General features: G+C 67.7%; 18 protein-coding genes and 1 tRNA gene. 8 read left to right on the forward strand and 11 right to left on the reverse strand.

Annotation, left to right across the window (positions count from 1 at the left end; genetic code table 11):
• Window positions 1–148: 148 nt before the first annotated feature.
• The 3 genes from serA to ACR81A_RS10350 all read right to left on the reverse strand — a co-directional run bounded on the left by serA (window position 149) and on the right by ACR81A_RS10350 (window position 2,644).
• Entirely contained in the window at window positions 149–1,741 is a 1,593-nt protein-coding gene (serA, locus tag ACR81A_RS10340; RefSeq protein ID WP_202381184.1) for a phosphoglycerate dehydrogenase, read from the reverse strand.
• Between the two features lie 91 nt (window positions 1,742–1,832).
• Window positions 1,833–2,150 carry a hypothetical protein gene (locus ACR81A_RS10345; RefSeq protein ID WP_237462230.1) on the reverse strand — a complete coding sequence of 106 codons (318 nt, stop codon included), beginning with the start codon at window positions 2,148–2,150 and terminating at the stop codon, window positions 1,833–1,835.
• Window positions 2,151–2,155: 5 nt separating this feature from the next.
• On the reverse strand, window positions 2,156–2,644 hold the full coding sequence (locus ACR81A_RS10350; RefSeq protein ID WP_440311755.1) for a hypothetical protein: 489 nt from the start codon (window positions 2,642–2,644) through the stop codon (window positions 2,156–2,158).
• A 93-nt stretch (window positions 2,645–2,737) separates the two neighbouring features.
• On the opposite strand from ACR81A_RS10350, the gene ACR81A_RS10355 reads away from it, so the two are divergent.
• Window positions 2,738–3,595 carry a hypothetical protein gene (locus tag ACR81A_RS10355; RefSeq protein WP_202381181.1) on the forward strand — a complete coding sequence of 286 codons (858 nt, stop codon included), beginning with the start codon at window positions 2,738–2,740 and terminating at the stop codon, window positions 3,593–3,595.
• Window positions 3,596–3,695: 100 nt separating this feature from the next.
• Window positions 3,696–6,272 carry an ATP-dependent helicase HrpB gene (gene hrpB / locus ACR81A_RS10360; protein ID WP_440311756.1) on the forward strand — a complete coding sequence of 859 codons (2,577 nt, stop codon included), beginning with the start codon at window positions 3,696–3,698 and terminating at the stop codon, window positions 6,270–6,272.
• Window positions 6,273–6,385: 113 nt separating this feature from the next.
• On the opposite strand, the gene ilvC is transcribed toward hrpB, so the two are convergent.
• The 5 genes from ilvC to ACR81A_RS10385 all read right to left on the reverse strand — a co-directional run bounded on the left by ilvC (window position 6,386) and on the right by ACR81A_RS10385 (window position 11,931).
• Window positions 6,386–7,402: a ketol-acid reductoisomerase gene (ilvC, locus tag ACR81A_RS10365; protein WP_237462458.1), complete on the reverse strand. Its 1,017-nt coding sequence runs from the start codon at window positions 7,400–7,402 to the stop codon at window positions 6,386–6,388.
• An 87-nt stretch (window positions 7,403–7,489) separates the two neighbouring features.
• Window positions 7,490–7,999, reverse strand: coding sequence for an acetolactate synthase small subunit (gene ilvN / locus ACR81A_RS10370; protein ID WP_202381178.1), 510 nt, complete (start codon window positions 7,997–7,999; stop codon window positions 7,490–7,492).
• A 2-nt stretch (window positions 8,000–8,001) separates the two neighbouring features.
• Complete coding sequence (locus tag ACR81A_RS10375; protein ID WP_202381177.1) at window positions 8,002–9,801, reverse strand: acetolactate synthase large subunit; 1,800 nt, start codon at window positions 9,799–9,801, stop codon at window positions 8,002–8,004.
• 83 nt (window positions 9,802–9,884) lie between these two features.
• A complete protein-coding gene (gene ilvD / locus ACR81A_RS10380; RefSeq protein WP_440311757.1) occupies window positions 9,885–11,579 on the reverse strand; it encodes a dihydroxy-acid dehydratase in 1,695 nt (564 codons plus the stop codon).
• A 109-nt stretch (window positions 11,580–11,688) separates the two neighbouring features.
• Window positions 11,689–11,931 carry a hypothetical protein gene (locus ACR81A_RS10385; RefSeq protein ID WP_202381175.1) on the reverse strand — a complete coding sequence of 81 codons (243 nt, stop codon included), beginning with the start codon at window positions 11,929–11,931 and terminating at the stop codon, window positions 11,689–11,691.
• A gap of 154 nt (window positions 11,932–12,085) precedes the next feature.
• Between ACR81A_RS10385 and ACR81A_RS10390 the strand changes: the two genes are divergently transcribed.
• The 5 genes from ACR81A_RS10390 to ACR81A_RS10410 all read left to right on the forward strand — a co-directional run bounded on the left by ACR81A_RS10390 (window position 12,086) and on the right by ACR81A_RS10410 (window position 15,203).
• Window positions 12,086–12,283, forward strand: a complete 198-nt coding sequence (locus ACR81A_RS10390; protein WP_202381174.1) for a hypothetical protein — start codon at window positions 12,086–12,088, stop codon at window positions 12,281–12,283.
• Between the two features lie 120 nt (window positions 12,284–12,403).
• Window positions 12,404–13,678: a Na+/H+ antiporter NhaA gene (gene nhaA / locus ACR81A_RS10395; RefSeq protein WP_202381173.1), complete on the forward strand. Its 1,275-nt coding sequence runs from the start codon at window positions 12,404–12,406 to the stop codon at window positions 13,676–13,678.
• Window positions 13,679–13,811: 133 nt separating this feature from the next.
• A tRNA-Lys gene (locus ACR81A_RS10400) sits at window positions 13,812–13,884 on the forward strand.
• Window positions 13,885–13,965: 81 nt separating this feature from the next.
• Window positions 13,966–14,790 carry an inositol monophosphatase family protein gene (locus ACR81A_RS10405; protein WP_440311758.1) on the forward strand — a complete coding sequence of 275 codons (825 nt, stop codon included), beginning with the start codon at window positions 13,966–13,968 and terminating at the stop codon, window positions 14,788–14,790.
• On the forward strand, window positions 14,787–15,203 hold the full coding sequence (locus ACR81A_RS10410; RefSeq protein ID WP_440311759.1) for a DUF3054 domain-containing protein: 417 nt from the start codon (window positions 14,787–14,789) through the stop codon (window positions 15,201–15,203). The genes ACR81A_RS10405 and ACR81A_RS10410 overlap by 4 nt, the downstream gene beginning before the upstream one ends.
• Before the next feature lie 43 nt (window positions 15,204–15,246).
• On the opposite strand, the gene gap is transcribed toward ACR81A_RS10410, so the two are convergent.
• Both gap and ACR81A_RS10420 read right to left on the reverse strand, forming a co-directional pair.
• Window positions 15,247–16,251, reverse strand: coding sequence for a type I glyceraldehyde-3-phosphate dehydrogenase (gene gap, locus ACR81A_RS10415; RefSeq protein ID WP_202381171.1), 1,005 nt, complete (start codon window positions 16,249–16,251; stop codon window positions 15,247–15,249).
• A gap of 115 nt (window positions 16,252–16,366) precedes the next feature.
• Window positions 16,367–17,314: a GlxA family transcriptional regulator gene (locus tag ACR81A_RS10420; protein ID WP_202381170.1), complete on the reverse strand. Its 948-nt coding sequence runs from the start codon at window positions 17,312–17,314 to the stop codon at window positions 16,367–16,369.
• Window positions 17,315–17,440: 126 nt separating this feature from the next.
• On the opposite strand from ACR81A_RS10420, the gene aqpZ reads away from it, so the two are divergent.
• Window positions 17,441–18,178 (forward strand): aquaporin Z, encoded by a 738-nt coding sequence (gene aqpZ / locus ACR81A_RS10425; protein WP_440311760.1) that lies wholly within the window; start codon window positions 17,441–17,443, stop codon window positions 18,176–18,178.
• Window positions 18,179–18,260: 82 nt separating this feature from the next.
• On the opposite strand, the gene ACR81A_RS10430 is transcribed toward aqpZ, so the two are convergent.
• The gene (locus ACR81A_RS10430; protein WP_202381168.1) at window positions 18,261–19,553 is read right to left on the reverse strand and encodes an MFS transporter; all 1,293 of its coding nucleotides are present in this window, start codon (window positions 19,551–19,553) and stop codon (window positions 18,261–18,263) included.
• Window positions 19,554–19,580 lie beyond the last annotated feature (27 nt).

Here is a 19,580-nt window from a genome sequence, read left to right on the forward strand (position 1 = left end):
AGGCGTGCCTTACCTCTGGGACTCGATTACAGTACTCCCCCGGTGCGGCTCACGACAAGTCAGCGCGCGAAAACGCGAAAACCCCCTGCCATACGGCAGGGGGTTTTCGCAGCGCATCACGCCAAAACTGGCGTGCGAGATCCGCAGATCAGAGCGCGTCGATGTCGATCGTGTGCAGCGCGTCAGCACCGATTGCGGCGCGCAGCGACTCCACCAGCTCGTCTGCGATCGGCGCGTCGACCGAGAGCACCGACAGCGCGGTGCCCTTCTTCTCGTCGCGCGCGATCTGCAGCCCGGCGATGTTCACGCCAGCGTCGCCGAGCAGGCCGCCGTACGCCGCGACGATGCCGGGGCGGTCGGTGTAGCTGAACACCACGAGGTGCTCAGGGATCGGCAGCTCAACCTCGTAGCCGTTCACCTCAACGATCTTCTCGATCTGCTTCGGCCCTGTGAGTGTGCCGGAGACCGAGAGCGGGGTACCGTCAGTGAGCGCGCCGCGGATCGTGATGACGTTGCGGTAGCTCTCGGAGACCGCGTCGACCGAGAAACGCACCTCAACGTTGCGCTGCTCGGCGAGGAGCGGAGCGTTGACGTACGACACGGGGTCGCTGACCACCTTCGAGAAGATGCCCTTGAGCGCGGCCAGGCGAAGCGCCTCCACGTTGTGATCGGCGAGCTCGCCGTGCACCTCGATGTCGAGCGAGCCGATCGGCCCCGCCGCGAGGCCGGCGAAGATCTGGCCGAGCTTCTCCGTGAGGGGCAGGCCGGGGCGCACGGTCTCGTCGATCACACCGCCCGCGACGTTGACCGCGTCGGGTACGAGGTCACCTGCGAGCGCGAGTCGCACAGACTTTGCGACGGACACGCCGGCCTTCTCCTGTGCTTCTTCGGTCGAGGCACCGAGGTGCGGGGTGACATTGACCGTGTCGAGACCGGTCAGGCTCGTGTCGGCCGGGGGCTCCTGCACGAAGACGTCGAGCGCTGCACCGGCGATCTCGCCGGCGGCAAGCGCGTCAGCAAGTGCGGCCTCATCAATCAGGCCACCGCGCGCAACGTTGACGACGTACGCGGTGCGCTTCATCGCTGCGAGCTGCTCCGCTCCGATCATGCCGAGCGTCTCGGGCGTGCGCGGCATGTGGATCGTCAGGAAGTCAGCGCGCTCCACCAGTTCCTCGAGGGAGACGAGCTGCACCCCGAGCTGCTGCGCGCGGGTGGCGGTGACGTAGGGGTCGTACGCGACCAGCTCGACACCGAAACCGCGAAGACGCTCGGCAACGAGTGCGCCGATACGGCCCAGCCCGATAATGCCGATCGTCTTCTCGTAGAGCTCGGTTCCCGTGAAGGACGAGCGCTTCCACTGGCCGGCGGAAAGCGAAGCGTGCGCGCGCTGCAGGTGGCGCGCGAGGCCGAGAATGTGGGCGACCGTGAGCTCAGCGGCGCTGATCACGTTCGACGTGGGGGCGTTCACCACCATGACGCCGGCCTGCGTAGCCGCCTTGATGTCCACGTTGTCGAGGCCGACGCCAGCGCGGGCGACAACCTTCAGCTGGGGCGCCCACGAGAGCGCCTCCGCGTCGATCTGGGTGGCAGAGCGCACCAGCACGGCATCAGCGGTCGCGAGCGCCGAGCGCAGCGCGTCGCGGTCAGTACCGTCGACGTGCACCACCTCGAAGTCGGGGCCGAGTGCGGCAATGGTGGCGGGAGAGAGTTGTTCGGCGATCAGCACGACCGGCGCAGACATCAAGCGAATCCTTCGGGTCAGCGACAGGGAATCTGCATGAATACTCACGCAGATCACTCAGTCTACCGGCGTCCCGGGCGCGTTCCGCGCGCTAGGCGAAATATGTCGACTCAGGAATGAGGTGCATGACGTCGAGCTGCACAACCGCCACGACAGCGATCCCCGCCGCGAGCAGGAGGATTCGCGTGCCGCCCCCGCGCTTTCGGCCGAGCAACAGCGCGCCGGCAAAAATGAGCACGGGCATCGCGATCCCAAATACCAGCCACGCCCAGCCCGAGGCGCTCAGGCCCATCCCCAGTGCGCCAGCGAGGCCAAGCATGCCCGTGAGGTTTCCGATACCGGTCACGGTGGCGTGCACATAGAGCACGGCGACGAGAAGCCCGGCGATCCACCAAGCGATACGAGCCACCACGATTAGCCTCCTCGGGCGATGAGCATTGGAAGCGGCAGGAGCACGACGGCACCGACAGCGAGCAGGATCGTGAGTCGCGCCGCGCCCTTGCCGCGGGCGAACACGAGCGCGGTGAAGAACCACATGGCTGGCGCGAACGGAGCCGCCCAGAAGACGATCTGCTGCAGCACGCCACCGAGCGAACCGCTTCCGGCAGCGGTGAGCGCGTTCACGGTCGCGTAGGCCTGCGCAACGTTCGCCCAACCGAGCGTGTACAGGAGGTAGAGCCCACCGAACACGCCTAGCGCGACGAGCGCGCCGTTCGATACCTGTGTGCCGCGCTCGGGTGTCGCTGCCGCAGCCGACTCCTCGTCAGCCGGAGTGTCCACGGACCCGGGGTCCGCGGCCGCGGCGGCACCCGCGATCACGAGTTCCGGATCCGGATCTCCCTCTACCGTCCACCCGCTCGCGAGCGCGCTCTCCCGCGGCGCTCGGACCGTCTTCTTAGCCATCCCGCCAGCGTAACGAGATGAAGCTCCGAGACACCCGGGAGCCACATATTCCCGGTATATTTTGACGTACCGTCGACTCGAAAGAGAGCTGTCATGACCGAAACCCCCAAGAAGAAGGTTGTTCGCGTAGAACAGCCTCAGTCCTCCGCACCGGCACAGGGAAGCCGTACGGAAGACGCCGGACCGGCGTGGACTCCCTCCCCCGAGGCGAAGGCGAAGGCCACAAAGCTCCGGATCATTTCCTGGGTGCTGTGGGTCCTCGCAATTGGCGTTCAGGCCTTCGCGATCTTCTGGGTCCTCAAGCAGGTCCCCGTCAACATGTGGCTGCTCATCGGAGCGATCGTCGTGACCGGTGTGCTCTCGGTGATCGGTTCGCTGTGCTGGAAGCAGTCGAACCGCCTCGATCCCGCTTCCGAGAAGGATCGCGTGAAGTTCTTCGTGCAGAACCAGCTCGGCGCGATCATGTCGATCGTCTCGTTCCTGCCGCTCATCATCATGATCTTCCTGAACAAGAACATGTCGGGCAAGCAGAAAGCACTCGCCGGTGGCATCGGCATCGTCGTGCTGCTCATCGCAGGCGCGCTCGGCGCGACCTACCAGTCGCCCTCGCAGGAGCAGTACGCCAACGAGACGAACATCATCGAGCAACTCACGGGCAACGATGAGGTGTTCTGGACGAAGAGCGGCAGCGTCTTCCACGTGTGCCAGACCGTTCCCGACGTGAACAAGGAGTCGAAGGACGGCACCATCTACGTCGGCACCGTCGCCGAGGCGCACGGCGCCGGCAAGGACCGTCTCACGCAGAAGTGGGAGAGCGAGGCGACAAAGCACTGCGGCTACACGCAGGAGCAGGTCGACGCCGTGAAGGCAGGCCTCGAGCAGCCCGCCGCTGACACCACGCAGGACACCGAGGCGCCGGCGGAGACGCCCGCCGAGGAGCCCGCGCAGTAGCGTTCAGCGCCTCCGTTCCGCGGAGGCGCCGCCGTGTGGCCGCCGATCCAGTGGGTCGGCGGCCACACGCGTCTCGGGGCACCAACCCTAGGATGAACGGGTGACCACGCACCTCTTCGACCTCGCCGCGATCGGGGCGGGGCTTCCCGTCGCCGCAGCGGCAGACGAGCTCGCGACTGCCGTACTGAGCGGCGCGGCTGTCATCACCGCTCCCCCCGGCACCGGCAAGACCACCTTCGTGCCAGCGCTCGTCGCGAACCTCTGTGCCGAACGCGCGCCGCGCGCCGCACCGGCGCACACGAGCGGCCGGATCCTCGTGACACAGCCGCGCCGAGTTGCCGTGCGAGCCGCGGCCCGGCGCCTCGCTGCGCTGGACGGCAGCCCGGTGGGCGGGCCCGTCGGCTTCACCGTGCGCGGTGAGCGCACCGTCAGCGCGGAGACGCGAGTAGAAGCGGTGACCCCGGGGGTCCTGCTGCGCCGGCTGCTGACTGATCCGGCCCTCGAGGGCATCGACGCCGTGGTGCTCGACGAGGTACACGAGCGCGGGCTCGAAAGCGATCTGCTCCTCGGGATGCTTGCAGAGCTGCGCGAGTTGCGCCCCGAGCTGCTGCTCATCGCAATGTCCGCCACCCTCGATGCGGCCGGCCTCGCCGAACTCCTCGGGGCGCTCACCGTCGAGGTACCCGCTGCGCTGCACCCGCTCGAGCTCGCATACGCCGCAGGCCCCGGTGCCCGGCTCGACGAACGCGGGGTCACGCGAGACTTCCTGGCCCACGTGGCACGGCTCGCCGCCGCCGAGCAGTCGGGCGCCGGACACGACGCCCTCGTTTTCCTGCCGGGTGCGCGTGAGGTCGACGAGGTGACGCGGCTCATCCGCGAGATTGTCCCCGGACCGACAGCGCCCCATGGCGTGGAGGTGCTCCCCTTGCACGGACGGCTGCCGGCCCGCGAGCAGGATCGCGCGGTCTCCGGCCGCGGCACGAGCGAGCCGGCACGCATCGTCGTGAGCACGGCGCTCGCCGAGAGCTCACTGACCGTGCCCGGTGTGCGGCTCGTAATCGACGCCGGGCTCTCGCGTGAGGTGCGCCGTGATCAGGGGCGCGACATGACCGGACTCGTCACGGTAAGTGCGGCGCGCGCAAGCGCGGAACAGCGGGCGGGCCGCGCCGCACGGCAAGGCCCCGGACGCGCGGTTCGTGCGTATTCCGAAGCCGACTTCGCGCGGATGCCTGCCGCCGTCACACCGGAGATCCTGTCCGCCGACCTCACCGACGCTGCGCTCATGCTGGCGGTGTGGGGAACGCCCGGCGCGGTCGGACTTCGCCTGCCCACAGCACCGCCGGCCGCGGCGCTCGCCCGCGCACTCGAAACCCTGCACGCCCTGGGGCTCTGCCGCGAGGATGGTCGCGCGACACCGCTGGGCGAACGCGTGGCAGCGATGCCCGTCGGCGTTCGTGAGGCCCGCGCGCTCCTCGACGGCGCGGCCGAACTCGGCGATGCGGGCCGTGCGGCGGAGGTGGTGGCCGCGTTCTCTGACGACTTTCGTGAGCCGAACGCTGATCTCGGCGCCCTCCTGCGCGGGCTGCGCACGGGGCGCGCCCCCGGCGCAGATCGGTGGCGGCGAGAAACACGCCGCCTCACAGCGCTCATCGGCAACGCGCCTGCGACGGGCGGTACACCTGCTCTCGACGACGTGGGCGTGGTCACCGCGCTCGCGCGCCCCGAGTGGCTCGCACGGCGCACCGCGGAGCACTCACGCAGCTATCTCCTTGCGAGCGGTACCCGAGCGGCGCTGCCGGAGGGGAGCCCGCTTCTCGCGTCCGAGTGGCTCGCGGTTCGCGAGGTGCAGCGGGCCGCCGGACGCGCAGCGGATGGCACGGGAGCGGTCATCAGGCTCGCCGCGGCCATTTCGGCGGCTGAGGCGCTCCGAATCGGAGCAGCACTTCGGACCTCATCTCGCGCGGCTACCGTGACCGACGGCCGGGTGCGCGTGCGCGAGGAACATCGCCTCGGCGCGATCCTTCTGGCTTCGCAGCCGGCACAGGCGACTCAGGCTGACACCGGCCCCGCGTTCGCCGCACATGTTCTGGAGGTGGGACTCGGCGCGCTCGACTGGACCCCCGCTGCGCGCGCTGTGCGCGGCCGCCTGCACGTGCTGCAGCAGGCCCTCGGTGAGCCGTGGCCCGGGGTCGATGACGCGGAGCTGCTCACACGGCTCGATACCTGGCTCGGGCCGGATCTCGAGCGTCTACGCCCCCAGTCTTCCGTGCAGGGCATCGACGTCGCCCACGCGCTCCGTCGGCTCCTCCCCTGGCCCGACGCCACGCGCTTCGACGAGCTTGCGCCCGAGCGGCTCGCGGTTCCGTCCGGCACGAGCGCGCGCATCGACTATCCGGCACCGGACGAGCCCACTGCACGTCCCGTCGTCGCCGTGAAGCTGCAGGAACTCTTCGGTCTCGCTGAGACGCCTCGCCTCGCCGGGGGTCGAGTCCCCGTGCTCTTCCATCTCCTCTCCCCCGCCCGCCGGCCGCTCGCGGTCACCGACGATCTCGCGTCTTTCTGGAATGGGCCGTACCAGGAGGTGCGGAAAGAGATGCGTGGGCGCTACCCGAAGCACCCGTGGCCCGAGGACCCGTGGACCGCGGAAGCGACCGCCCGTACGAAGCCCCGCGGCTGAGCCGCGAGCCGCGCGCCCCAACGAAGTGAGGCCCCGGGGTGTTCCCCCGGGGCCTCAGGTGGCGCGGCGCGCGGGCCTTCTGGGCCGTTGTGCCGCTCACGCGAACGCGGTGACTAGCGCGCGACGCTGCCGTCGACGTAGTCCTCGTCAGTCGACTTCCAAGCGAAGAGCTTGCGCAGCTCACGGCCGGTCGTCTCGATGGGGTGCTGCTCACCCTTGGCACGGAGCTCGAGGAACTCCTTGCCACCGTTGTCCTGGTCGCCGATGAAGCGCTCAGCGAAGGCACCCGACTGGATGTCCGCGAGCACGGCCTTCATGTTTTCCTTCACCTCGGGGGTGATGACGCGCGGGCCCGAGACATAATCGCCGTACTCAGCGGTGTCGGAGACCGACCAGCGCTGCTTAGCGATGCCGCCCTCCCACATGAGGTCAACGATGAGCTTCAGCTCGTGGAGCACCTCGAAGTAGGCGATCTCGGGCTGGTAGCCCGCCTCGGTGAGGGTCTCGAAGCCGTACTGCACGAGCTGCGAGGTGCCGCCGCAGAGCACAGCCTGCTCGCCGAAGAGATCCGTCTCGGTCTCCTCAGTGAAGGTGGTCTTGATGACGCCGGCGCGGGTGCCACCGATCGCCTTCGCGTACGACTTCGCCGTGTCCCAGGCGGTGCCCGATGCGTCGACCTCGACGGCAATGATGTCGGGGATGCCGCGGCCAGCCTCGAACTCGCGGCGCACGGTGTGGCCGGGAGCCTTCGGGGCGACGAGGATCACGTCGACGCCCGCGGGGGCCTCGATGTAGCCGAAACGGATGTTGAAGCCGTGTGCGAACGCGAGGGTCTTGCCCTCGGTCATGTGCTGCTTGATCTGCTCGTTGTAGATCGCACGCTGGTGCTGATCCGGCGCGAGGATCATGATGAGGTCAGCCCACTCAGCCGCGGCATCAACGGTCTTGACCTCGAAGCCAGCCTCTTCAGCCTTGGCGATCGACTTCGAGCCCTCCTTGAGGGCAATGACGACCTCGACACCCGAGTCGCGAAGGTTCATCGCGTGGGCGTGCCCCTGGGAGCCGTAGCCCACAACGGCTACCTTCTTGCCCTGGATGATCGACAGATCAGCGTCAGCGTCGTAGTACATCTCAGCCACTGGATTACTCCTTTAGTTGTTGGTTCAGTTCTGCGCGAAACGCGCACGTCATGCGGGCCGCGATGCTGCGGCACGCAGTTAGTTCTTGAATACTCGCTCGGTGATCGACTTCGATCCGCGCCCCATCGCGATGAGGCCGGACTGCGCGATCTCCTTGATCCCGTACTGCTCAAGCACCTTCAGGAAGGCCTCGATCTTGCCGGAGTCACCCGTCACCTCGATGGTGAGGGCATCCGGCACCACGTCGACGACGCGGGCACGGAACAGGTTGACCGCCTCGAGCACGTGCGAGCGATTCTGGTTGTCGGCACGGACCTTGATGAGTACGTGCTCGCGCTGCACCGAGCTCGACTCATCGAGCTCGACGATCTTGATGACGTTGACGAGCTTGTTGAGCTGCTTGGTGACCTGCTCAAGCAGGGTCTCGTCTTCGTCGACCACCACGGTGATGCGGGACAGGCCGCGCATCTCCGTGGGGCCCACCGCGAGCGACTCAATGTTGAATCCGCGGCGTGCGAACAGGCCGGCGACTCGGGTCAAGAGACCCGGCTTATCCTCGACGAGGAGGCTGAGAACGTGACGGCTCATGGTTACTCTCCCTCCCATTCGGGGGCGTGATCAAGTGCGTACTGGATATCGCTATTCGAGGTGCCCTGGCGGACCATCGGCCACACCATCGCGTCGGCGCTCACAACGAAGTCGATCACCACGGGGCGGTCGTTCGTCTCAAGCGCGAGCTTGATCGCGTCGTCAATCTGGTCCTCACGCTCCACGCGGAGCGCCAGGCAGCCGTAGGCCTCGCCGAGCTTCACGAAGTCGGGAACGCGTTGCGAGCCGTGCCCGGTGTTGAGCTCCGTGTTCGAGTAGCGACCGTCGTAGATGAGGGTCTGCCACTGGCGCACCATGCCAAGCGAGGAGTTGTTGATGACCGCAACCTTGATGGGAATGTTGTTCACCATGCAGGTGGCGAGCTCCTGGTTGGTCATCTGGAAGCAGCCGTCGCCATCGATCGCCCAAACCACGCGGTCGGGTTCCGCGACCTTCGCGCCCATTGCGGCGGGAACGGAGTAGCCCATCGTGCCGGCGCCGCCGGAGTTCAGCCATGCGTTGGGACGCTCGTACTTGATGAACTGCGCGGCCCACATCTGGTGCTGCCCCACGCCCGCGGCGTACACGCCCTCGGGGCCGGTCAGCTCGCCAATGCGCTGGATGACGTGCTGCGGCGAGAGCAGCCCATCGCTCGTCTCCTGGTAGCCGAGCGGGTACTTCTCCTGCAGCTCGCGCAGGCGTGCCCACCACGGTCCCATGTCGGCGAACGTCTGGCTCATCTTTGCGGACGAGACTGCTGCGATCAGGTCAGCGATCACGTCGGCCGCGTCGCCCACGATTGGCACATCGGCGGCACGGATCTTGCCGATCTCTGCGGGATCGACATCGGCGTGAATCACCTTCGCCTCGGGGGCGAAGAGCGCGGCCTTGCCCGTGACGCGGTCATCGAAGCGCGCGCCGAGCGTGATGAGCAGGTCTGCTTCCTGGAGCGCGAGCACCGCGGGGACGGTGCCGTGCATGCCGGGCATGCCGAGGTGCTGCGGGTGCGAGTCCGGGAAGACACCGCGCGCCATCAGGGTCGTCACAACCGGCGCGCCCACGAGCTCAGCGAGCTGCTTGAGCTCCGCGGAGGCGCCCGCACGGTTCACGCCGCCACCGACGTAGAACACGGGACGCTCTGCCGCTGCGATGAGGTCTGCGGCAGCCTGGATCTGCTTGCTGTTCGCCTTCATGATCGGGCGGTAGCCGGCAAGCTCGACCTGCGGATCCCACTCGAAATCGAGCAGGCCTTCCTGGGCGTCCTTCGTAATGTCCACGAGCACGGGGCCGGGGCGACCAGTCGACGCCAGGTGGTACGCCGCAGCGATCGCGGCGGGCACCTCTGCGGCCGTGGTGACCAGGAAGGAGTGCTTTGTGATCGGCATCGTAATGCCGACAATGTCTGCTTCCTGGAACGCGTCGGTGCCCATGAGGTGCGAGAACACCTGGCCGGTGATCGCGAGGAGCGGCACCGAGTCCATGTAGGCGTCAGCGATCGCAGTGACGAGGTTCGTCGCGCCAGGGCCCGAGGTCGCGATGCACACGCCGACCTCGCCACTCGCTGCCGCGTAGCCTTCGGCTGCGTGACCGCCGCCCTGCTCGTGGCGAACCAGAATATGACGCAGCTTCTCCGCGTCCATGATGGCGTCGTACAGCGGGAGGACAGCGCCGCCCGGCAGTCCGAATACGTCCTTGACGCCGAGGGCTTCAAGGCTACGGAGGACGGCCTGCGCGCCAGTCATCCGCTCTCCCCGGCCTGAGCCGGGCGTTGCTGGTGAGGGTGCACTCGATTCCGAGGTCATTGCTTGCTTTCGTGATCGTAAGGTGGAACGCAATACAAACGTGTGCAACGCACTCCGTCTCTGCGGAAGCGGGGCGTCGCGGCTTAGCCGGTGACGGCGCCTTCGGAGGCGGAACGAACGAGCTTGGAGTACTTCGCAAGTACGCCGCGCGTGTATCGCGGGGGAAGCGGGGCCCAGGTGGCTCGGCGGGCCTCAAGCTCAGCGGGATCTACCAGCAGATCGAGCGTTCGTGCGGCGATATCGACCCGAATCAGGTCACCGTCGCGGACCAGGGCAATTGGACCTCCGTCCGTTGCCTCTGGTGCAATATGGCCGATGCACAGGCCGGTTGTGCCGCCTGAGAATCGTCCGTCCGTCAATAGTAGTACATCTTTTCCGAGCCCCGCGCCCTTGATCGCTGCGGTGATGGCGAGCATCTCACGCATCCCCGGGCCACCCTTGGGCCCCTCGTAGCGAATCACCACGATGTCGCCCGCACCGATCTTGCCCTCGGTGAGCGCGTCCATCGCGGCCCGCTCGCGCTCGAACACCCGCGCGGGGCCCTCGAACACCTCGGCGTCAAAGCCGGCCGTCTTCACGACCGCGCCCTCCGGCGCGAGCGAGCCGTCAAGGATGGTGAGGCCGCCCGTGGCGTGAATGGGGTTGTCCAGCTGACGAATCACCGTGCCGTCGAGGGGCTGCGGGTTCAGCTCGGCGAGGTTCTCGGCGACGGTCTTCCCCGTGACCGTGAGCGCGTCACCGTGGAGCAGGCCGGCGTCGAGCAGCGCCTGCATCACGACGGGCATGCCCCCGACACGGTCGAAGTCCTGCGCGACGAACTGACCGAACGGCTTGACGTCCGCGAGGTGCGGCGACTTCTGCCCGATGCGCGTGAAGTCGTCGAGCGTCAGTTCTACCTCTGCCTCGCGAGCGATCGCGAGGAGGTGCAGCACCGCGTTCGTCGAGCCGCCCAGCACCATTGCCACGGTGATGGCATTCTCGAACGCCTTCTTCGTGAGGATGTCGCGGGTGGTGATTCCCTTGCGCAGCATGTTGACCACGGCCTCACCGGAGCGGTGCGCGTAGTAGTCGCGGCGGCGGTCGGCAGAGGGCGGAGCCGCCGAGCCGGGCAGGCTCATCCCGAGTGCCTCAGCGACACAGGCCATCGTGTTCGCGGTGTACATACCGCCGCACGCACCCTCGCCGGGGGCGATTGCGCACTCAATGCGCTTCAGGTCTTCTTCCGACATTGTGCCGGCCTTGCACGCGCCGACCGCTTCGAACGAGTCGATGATCGTCACGGTCTTCTCCGTGCCGTCCGACAGCTTCACCCAGCCGGGCGCAATCGAACCGGCGTACAGGAACACACTCGCGAGATCGAGGCGAGCGGCGGCCATCAGCATGCCGGGCAGAGACTTGTCGCACCCGGCGAGCACCACCGTGCCGTCGAGGCGCTCGGCCATCACGACGGTCTCGACCGAGTCGGCAATGACCTCGCGCGAGACGAGCGAGAAGTGCATTCCCTCGTGCCCCATCGAAATGCCATCGGAGACCGAGATCGTGCCGAACTGCAGCGGGTACCCACCGCCGGCGTGCACGCCCTCCTTCGCCCCCTGCGCCAGGCGATCGAGCGAGAGGTTGCAGGGCGTGATCTCGTTCCAGGAGGACGCGATGCCAATCTGCGGCTTGTCCCAATCCTCATCGCCCATGCCCACGGCACGGAGCATGCCACGGCTCGTCGTGGCCTCGATGCCATCGGTGACGTCGCGACTTCGAGGCTTCATGTCAATCTCTGCCATGCCCCAAGTCTATGCCCTCCCACATGCCCGATTGGAGTACCGGAGGGCGCCCAAAAAACAACAAACGCGCCGCCGACCAGAGGCCGACGACGCGTTCGCGCGTGATGCGTTACTTCCCGATAGCGGGAAGCACCGTGAACGGCAGCGCGAAGCCCACGATGGACGCGGCCAGGCCACCAACGAACAGCCACAGCTCCGTGGTCGCTCCGAGCGACGGGTTGAAGCCGAAGCTCATCAGTACGAAGCCACCGAATGCGAGTGCGATGGACAGGACGAAGAAGATCGCCGTGACCGCGCTCACCCCACCCCGCGAGCTCTCCTCGAACAGTGCCCCATTGTCCTGCGACGCCATAGCGATTTACTCCATTCACTGCCATCACCGCGGGGATTCCCGCGAAAAGTCTGCTCCGCACGGCGGAGTCCATCCGCCAGAATACCCCACTCCTCGATTTTCGTTCGCCTCCCCCGGGTAGGCTGATCCGCACAGCCGACGATTTGGAGGACGCGTGTCTCTTGGAAAGTACCTCACGAACCCCGGTGTGCTCGGCGCTGCGGTCGGCGCGGTAAGCACCGCTCGCCGCACGGGCGGTATGCCCCGCGATTGGCGCCGCTTCGTCGTGTGGGGCGTCTGGCTCGCCACGCTCGCTCTCGCGATCGGCAGCGTTGCAATGCAGGACAAGGATCGCGAGTTCGACGGCAAGTAGCGCCAGGGCGCGCCGCGTTTTCTTCCGCGCTGGGCGGGGGACCGCGCTACACTGTGTCGCGGTGAGTCGGGAAGTCTGGTCGACAGTGTCCATTGACCGTGCCCGAACAGAAGGCCAACGATGACCCCAGCCAAGAATTCCCCGATCCCCGGCGCCGAGCGGCCACGCCGACGCAGGATCCTCTCGCTCGTCAGCAAGCGCGAAGCCGCTCGCGTGAGCCGACTCCTCCGCGCCGAAGTCGTCGGCGGCGTGATTGTGATGATCGCCGCACTGCTCGGCTTCCTCGCGGCGAACAGCCCGATCGCTGACTCCTACTTCGCGCTCCGGGACACCAAGATCGGTCCCGCAAGCCTCGGGCTCAACATCAATGTGGGTCACTGGGCGTCGGATGGCCTGCTCGCCATCTTCTTCTTCATGGTGGGGCTCGAACTCAAACGCGAGTTCGTTTCGGGCGCGCTGAGCAAGTTCTCAACCGCCATCGTGCCAGTCGCCGCAGCATTCGGCGGCGTGGCTGTGCCCGCGCTCCTCTACGTCTCGTTCACCGCGGGCACGCCAGCGGCTCACGGCTGGGCGATCCCCACAGCCACCGACATCGCGTTCGCCGTCGCCGTCCTCGGCCTCATCGCCCCGCGCATTCCGCCCGCGCTCCGCATGTTCCTCCTCACCCTCGCGGTGGTCGACGACCTCATCGCGATCACGATCATTGCCGTGTTCTACACGGAGAACATCCAGCTCCTCCCCCTCGTCCTGTCGGTGATTCCGCTCGCCCTCTACTGGTTCATCTCCCGGAAGTACGCCGCCCGGTTGGCCCGCTCGACGTGGGGCCCGTGGCTCATCCTGCTCCCGCTTGGAATGGTCGCCTGGGCCCTCTTCCACGCCTCTGGCATCCACGCGACGATCGCGGGCGTGGTGCTCGCCTTCCTCGTTCCCGTGTCCGGCCGCGACGGCACGCAACTGGCGGAAACCTTCGAGCACCGCTTCCGCCCCCTCTCGACCGGGATCGCGGTGCCGGTGTTCGCGTTCTTCGCCGCGGGCGTTGCAGTGGGCGGCGCGTCCCGCTTCCCCCTCGACCCGATCGCGCTCGGCATCATGGTGGGCCTCGTGATCGGCAAGCCCGTCGGCATCTCCCTCATCACCTGGTTGCTCACCCGCTTCACGCGCGCCGAGCTCGACCCCGCGGTGCGCTGGCGGGAACTGATTGGTGTGGCGGCCCTCGCAGGCGTGGGCTTCACCGTCTCGCTCCTCGTGACCGAGCTGAGCTTCTCGGACGCGGGTGACGCCGACACCGCGCGCCTCGCGGTGATGGTGGGCTCCGTGATCGCAGTCGCGGTCTCCGCAGCGCTGCTCGTCAGGAAGGCCCGGCCGCGCGCGGTCGCTGCGCAAGAAACCGAGTAAACGACAGGCGTCCGGACGGGAACACGATCGCGACGCGCGCGGGATACCCACGCGAATTTGAACGCGGCGTCGCGATCGTGTTAGAGTTTCACCCGTTGCAAATGAGCCCCGGAGCTCAGGAAGCGGCAAGTAAGCGCCTTTAGCTCAGTTGGTAGAGCAGCTGACTCTTAATCAGCGGGTCCACGGTTCGAGCCCGTGAGGGCGCACAGTTCGGAAAGCTCGGCACTCGTGTGCCGAGCTTTCCGTGTATCCAGCCCCAGTTCACTCCTCGTTCATGGAGGGCGCCGATGAACACCTCACTCCCCGCGCAGTCCGCGGATCTCGCGTTCGCGCTCGAACTCGCAGATCTTGCCGATTCGATTTCGCTCCCCCGGTTCCGTGCTGCGGACCTCACGATCGAAACGAAGCCGGATCGCACCTTCGTCACCGACGCGGACCAGGCTGTCGAGCGCGCACTGCGGGATCGCATTGAGTCCGCGCTGCCGGGCGACAGCTTCCTCGGCGAAGAATCAGGCTCGGCGGAGCGTGGCTCGCGGCGCTGGATCATCGACCCGATCGACGGCACATCGAACTTTCTGCGCGGCGTTCCGAACTGGGCCACCCTCATCGCACTCGAGGTCGACGGCGAACCCACAGTGGGTGTCGTGTCGGCGCCCGCATTCGGCGCGCGCTGGTGGGCGGAAACGGGAACGGGTGCGTGGGGCCAGCAGCCGAACGAGGCACCGCGGCAGCTCCGAGTTTCGGGCGTGCGCGATCTCGAGCACGCTTCGCTCAGCTTCCAGAGCATTGAGCAGTGGGACCTCGCGGGCTATCTGCAGCCGCTCATCACGCTGAGCCGCACGGTGTGGCGCGATCGCGCCTACGGCGACATGTGGTCGTACATGCTGCTCGCCGAGGGGCTCGTCGACATTGTTGCCGAGTTCGACGTGAAGCCGTACGACCTTGCCGCGCTCGTGCCGATCGTACGCGAGGCCGGTGGTCGCTTCACCGACATTGACGGGGCCGAGAGCGCGTGGAACGGCAGCTCGCTCGCCACGAACGGCGCACTGCACGACGCGGTGGTCGATCTCGTATCGCGAACGCGCACACCTGAGACGGGGGACGCCCGGTGACAGGCAACGCGCCCACCCAGCCGCGGCGTTCCGCCGCGCAGATCGCGCTGCGCGCGCTCCCGGCGCTCGTGCTCGACGTCGCGCTCGTACTGCTCTTCGCCGGGCTGGGTCGTGGCAGCCACGCCCGCGAGGCCACCCTCATCGGCCTCCTCGAGACGGCCTGGCCGTTCCTTGCGGCACTCGCACTGAGCTGGATCCTCTGCGGCGCAGCCCGCCGACCGATCGCGCTGCTGCGCACGGGACTCCCCGTGTGGCTCGGCACCGTGGCCATTGGCATGCTCGTTCGGTGGCTCTCGGGCGGCGGGGTCGCGCTCGCCTTCGTGCTCGTCACGCTCGGCACGCTCGGTGTGTTCCTACTCGGATGGCGCCTCATCGCGATGTTGATCGTGCGTCTGCGCCGCCGGAGCGCGTAGGCAGCACTCCCCGGCGGCGCAGAACGTTCAGCGCGGCAGGGCGCTAGCTCGCCGCGAGCATCTCGAGCGCGGCAACCGCGCGGTTCGAGAAGCCCATCTCGTTGTCATACCACGCGACCACGCTCACGTGGCGGCCGTGCACTCGCGTGAGCGCCGAATCGAAGATCGACGGGTGCGGGTTCCCCACAATGTCGGTCGACACGAGGGGCTCCTCCGAATACTCGAGCACGCCGTGCAGAGGTCCCGCGGCCGCCGCATCGCGGTAGGCCTGGAGCACTTCCTCCTCGGTGACCTCGCGCGCGAGCGTGGCATGGAGCTCGACGATCGACCCCACCGGCACCGGCACGCGGATCGCACTGCCCGTGAGCTTGCCGTCAAGTTGCGGCAGGACGAGGCCGATCGCCTTCGCTGCTCCCGTCGAGGTGGGGATGATGTTCAGTGCGGCCGCCCGCGCACGGCGCAGATCACTGTGCGGCGCGTCGGCGAGACGCTGATCCTGGGTGTAGGCGTGCACGGTGGTCATCGCGCCGTACTCGATCGGTGCGAGCGCGTCGAGCACCTGCGCGAGCGGCGCGAGCGCGTTCGTGGTGCACGACGCATTCGACACGATCACATGCTGCGTGGGATCGTACTGCTCATCGTTCACCCCAACCACGATCGTGAGATCCGCGCCGTTCGAGGGCGCGCTGACGAGCACACGCCGCGCCCCCGCGTCCAGGTGCTGGCGCGCGGCGTCCGCGTCCGTGAAGATGCCCGTCGATTCGAGCACTACGTCGATGCCGAGCTCACCCCAGGGCAGGTCTGCAGGCGAGCGCTCGGCCAGGATCCTGATCCGGCGTTCTCCAATGACCAGCTCGTTCCCCTCCACTGTCACGGGCCAGGGCAGGGCACCGTAGACGCTGTCGCGGGCAAGAAGATGGGCGAGGGTTGTGATGTCGCCGAGATCGTTGATCGCCACGACCTCAAGTTCGCTCCCCTGCTCGAGCGTCGCGCGCAGCACGCCCCGCCCGATCCGTCCGAAGCCGTTGATTGCCACCCGACCGGTCATGTTCCCATCCTTCGTGTCCGTCTGACGTCAGCCCGCGCACTGCAGCGCGTCTGTTCTCAGCTTGGCCTGGTGCGGTCGCGCAGACGAGTGGCACGCTTGCCACAGTACGTGCGGATCATGCCAACTCTCCCTGCGCAAAGGTCTTGCGATAGTCGCTCGGCGTCGTTTCAAGCACGCGGCGAAAGTAACGTCGCAGATTTGATGCTGAACCGAGCCCCACCGCCACCCCGATCTCGTCGACCCCGAGGTCCGTTTCCTCAAGCAGCTCGCGGGCGCGATCGAGCCGGGCGCGCATGATCCACTGCATCGGCGCGTACCCCGTTTCGTCTCGAAACCGGCGAGAGAAGGTGCGCCCCGAGACACGCGCGTGGGCGGCGAGGTGCGCAATGGTGAGGGGATCTCCCAGCCGCTCGAGCGCCCACTCCCGCGTCTTGCTGAAGCGCTCACCGTGCGACTCGGGCACGCTGTGTGGCACGAATTGCACCTGTCCGCCACTGCGATACGGGGCCGCGACGAGGCGCCGCGCCGCGTGATTTGCCACCGCCATGCCCGCGTCGCGTCGCAGAAGGTGCAAACAGAGATCGATCCCCGAGGCAGCCCCAGCAGAGGTGAGCACGGACCCCTCGTCAACAAACAGCACACGCTCGTCAACACGCACCTCGGGATAGCGCTCAGCGAGCGCCGCGGAATAGTGCCAGTGCGTCGTGGCCCGCTTCCCGTCGAGCAACCCGGTTTCCGCGAGCGCGAACGCGCCCGTCGAGATTGCCGCCAGCGTCGCGCCACGGGCGTGCGCGCTCTGAAGCGCTGCCGTGAGCGCCGCCGGCGGTCGCTCGCGGTCCGGGAAACGGTAGCCGGGCACGAATACGATATCGGCGGCATCGAGCGCTTCGAGGCCGTGCTCCACGAAGTAGGAAAGTCCATCGCCGCCAGCGATGAGTCCGGGGTGCACTCCGCACACATCCACCGTGTACGGCATGCTGGCTCGCTGCGTAAACACTTGCGCGGGGATGCCAACGTCCAGGGGCTTTGCCCCCTCGAGCACCACGACTGCGACACGCTTCATGCCTCCAGCGTACGACGCGCAGGGCGTTCGTCACAGAGCATCACAGTGGTGCGGATATCGCGAATGCACAGTACATTCAAAAGTGCCCGAACCCGGGCACCATCCGTTCCACAAGGGGGACCCCACATGTCCGACTCCACCCAGACGCCCACCACGGGCGCGCGCCTCGCGTCCGAGTTCGCCGGGACGTTTATTCTCGTCTTCGGCTCGATCGGTACCGCACTCTTCGCCGCGGGTTTCCCCGGCGACCCTGGCTCCCCCGTGAACGTCGGATTCCTCGGCGTCGCGCTGGCCTTCGGCCTCTCGGTGCTCGTGAGCGCGTACGCGTTCGGGCCGATCTCGGGCGGGCACTTCAACCCCGCGGTCACGCTCGGACTTGCCGCCGCTGGCCGCTTCGCGTGGCGTGACGTGGCGGGCTACATCATTACGCAGGTCGTCGCCGGCGCGATCGCCACGAGCTTGCTCTACGTCATCGCAACGGGTCGCGAGGGCGCCGACCTCGGCAACTTCGCGTCCAACGGCTACGGCGAGCACTCGCCGGGCGGCTACGGGCTCCTGCCCGTGATCCTGATCGAGACGATCCTCACCGCGGTGTTCCTCACCGTGATCATCGGCGTCACCTCGAAGCGCGCAGCCGCCGGGTTCGCGCCGCTCGCTATCGGCCTCACGCTGACGCTCATTCACCTCGCGTCGATCCCCGTGTCGAACACCTCCGTGAACCCGGCGCGCTCGATCGCCACGGCGCTCTACGGGGGCGCGGACGCACTTGCGCAGCTCTGGGTGTTCATCGTGTTCCCCATCGTGGGTGGCCTGATCGCGGGCGCCGCGTTCAAGTTCCTCTTCGACGGCACCAAGCGCGCATAGGCACACGGTCGGGGGTGGGGCGCGGGTGCCCCACCCCCGATCCGCAGCCAGCGCGATGCTGCGGCACCCCTGCGCACCTGCGCTACGGTGCGGCGGTCGGCGCGGCCGCGCCGCTGCGCTGCGCGAGGCTCGTGAAGCGCGTGCGCGACACCACCACGATTGCGGTAATGAGCAGGAGGAGCCCCAGCCAGTACGGGGCCGCGTGCGAGACCGAAACGTAGAGCAGGCCCGCAATGAGCGGGGCCACCACGTTCACTCCCGTACTGAGCGACTGCATCACCCCAGCGATCCACCCCTGCTCACTCTCCCCCACCTGCTGCGAGAGCACGCCATCAAGGGCCGCGCTCGCCGGGCCCTGGCCGCCGCCGAGGAGGAGGGTCCCGAGGATCAGCACCCACGGTTCCGCGAACACCGATCCGACGAGCGCGAGAGCGGCGAAGCCGAACGCCTGCGCAATGAGGCCCGCGACAATGATGCCGCGCTCGCCCATGCGCGGCAGCAGCGCCTGCATGAGCACGCCCTGCAGCACGATGTCGAGGATTCCGATCGCAGCGGTGAGGAGCCCGATCGACGTTGCCGTCCAGCTCAGCTGGTCGAGCGCGAGCACGCCGAAGTTGTTCACGAACATGCCGAATGGCAGGCCGATCAGCACGAGCGCGATCAGAAGACCGCGCAGTTCCGTCCGAGCGAAGGCGCCGCGGAACACCGCGACGGGGTGCAACGCGCCCCATCGCAGCCGTGGCGCGCGCTTCGCCGCGGGAAGGCTCTCAGGCAGCGCGAAAAACGCGACGGTCGCCACGACGAGCGCGATGCCCGCGGTCACAAACACCGGGAGATCAACGTGCACTGCGGCGAGGAGGCCGCCAATCGCTGGCCCAATCATGAAGCCGATGCCGTTGAGCGCGCCCAGGAGGCCGAAGCGGGCCGCGCGCTGCGCCGGCGGAGTGATGTCGGCGGCGTAGGCGAACAGCGCCGGCATGTCGCCCGCAGTGATGCCCTGGATGATGCGCCCCGCAAGGAGCACCCACACCGAACCGCCGATCCCAAACGTCGCGAAGCCGACCGCGGCTCCGAGGGTCGCGATGATGATCACCGGGCGCCGCCCGAAGCGGTCCGAGAGCGCGCCAAAGAGTGGCGCGACAAGGAACGCGCAGAGCGCGTTGACCGATTCGAGCACGCCCACCCAAATTGCGAGGTGCCCCGGATCGGCCACGGTGCGCTGCACCACGAATGGGAGCACGGGGAGCACGACGGTCATACCGACCACGTTGAGCATCGTGATGGCAATCAGGGTGGCCCACGCGCGCCGGCGGCCCGCCGGCGGGGCAACGGACGGTGCCGGTGCCGACGGCTCAGCAGAGGAAGAAGAATTCATGCCGAAAGTGTATCAATACCAGTTTCG

The sequence above is a fragment of the Leucobacter chromiireducens genome (assembly GCF_051993095.1).
In the GTDB taxonomy this organism is placed as follows: Bacteria; Actinomycetota; Actinomycetes; order Actinomycetales; family Microbacteriaceae; genus Leucobacter; species Leucobacter chromiireducens.

Coding starts and splice junctions, on each gene's coding strand:
- serA (WP_202381184.1), bottom strand. CDS start 1,741: ATGTCTGCGCCGGTCGTGCTGATCGCCGAACAACTCTCTCCCGCCACC.
- ACR81A_RS10350 (WP_440311755.1), bottom strand. CDS start 2,644: ATGGCTAAGAAGACGGTCCGAGCGCCGCGGGAGAGCGCGCTCGCGAGC.
- ACR81A_RS10355 (WP_202381181.1), top strand. CDS start 2,738: ATGACCGAAACCCCCAAGAAGAAGGTTGTTCGCGTAGAACAGCCTCAG.
- ilvC (WP_237462458.1), bottom strand. CDS start 7,402: ATGTACTACGACGCTGACGCTGATCTGTCGATCATCCAGGGCAAGAAG.
- ilvN (WP_202381178.1), bottom strand. CDS start 7,999: ATGAGCCGTCACGTTCTCAGCCTCCTCGTCGAGGATAAGCCGGGTCTC.
- ACR81A_RS10375 (WP_202381177.1), bottom strand. CDS start 9,801: ATGACCTCGGAATCGAGTGCACCCTCACCAGCAACGCCCGGCTCAGGC.
- ilvD (WP_440311757.1), bottom strand. CDS start 11,579: ATGGCAGAGATTGACATGAAGCCTCGAAGTCGCGACGTCACCGATGGC.
- ACR81A_RS10385 (WP_202381175.1), bottom strand. CDS start 11,931: ATGGCGTCGCAGGACAATGGGGCACTGTTCGAGGAGAGCTCGCGGGGT.
- nhaA (WP_202381173.1), top strand. CDS start 12,404: ATGACCCCAGCCAAGAATTCCCCGATCCCCGGCGCCGAGCGGCCACGC.
- ACR81A_RS10405 (WP_440311758.1), top strand. CDS start 13,966: ATGAACACCTCACTCCCCGCGCAGTCCGCGGATCTCGCGTTCGCGCTC.
- gap (WP_202381171.1), bottom strand. CDS start 16,251: ATGACCGGTCGGGTGGCAATCAACGGCTTCGGACGGATCGGGCGGGGC.
- ACR81A_RS10420 (WP_202381170.1), bottom strand. CDS start 17,314: ATGAAGCGTGTCGCAGTCGTGGTGCTCGAGGGGGCAAAGCCCCTGGAC.
- aqpZ (WP_440311760.1), top strand. CDS start 17,441: ATGTCCGACTCCACCCAGACGCCCACCACGGGCGCGCGCCTCGCGTCC.
- ACR81A_RS10430 (WP_202381168.1), bottom strand. CDS start 19,553: ATGAATTCTTCTTCCTCTGCTGAGCCGTCGGCACCGGCACCGTCCGTT.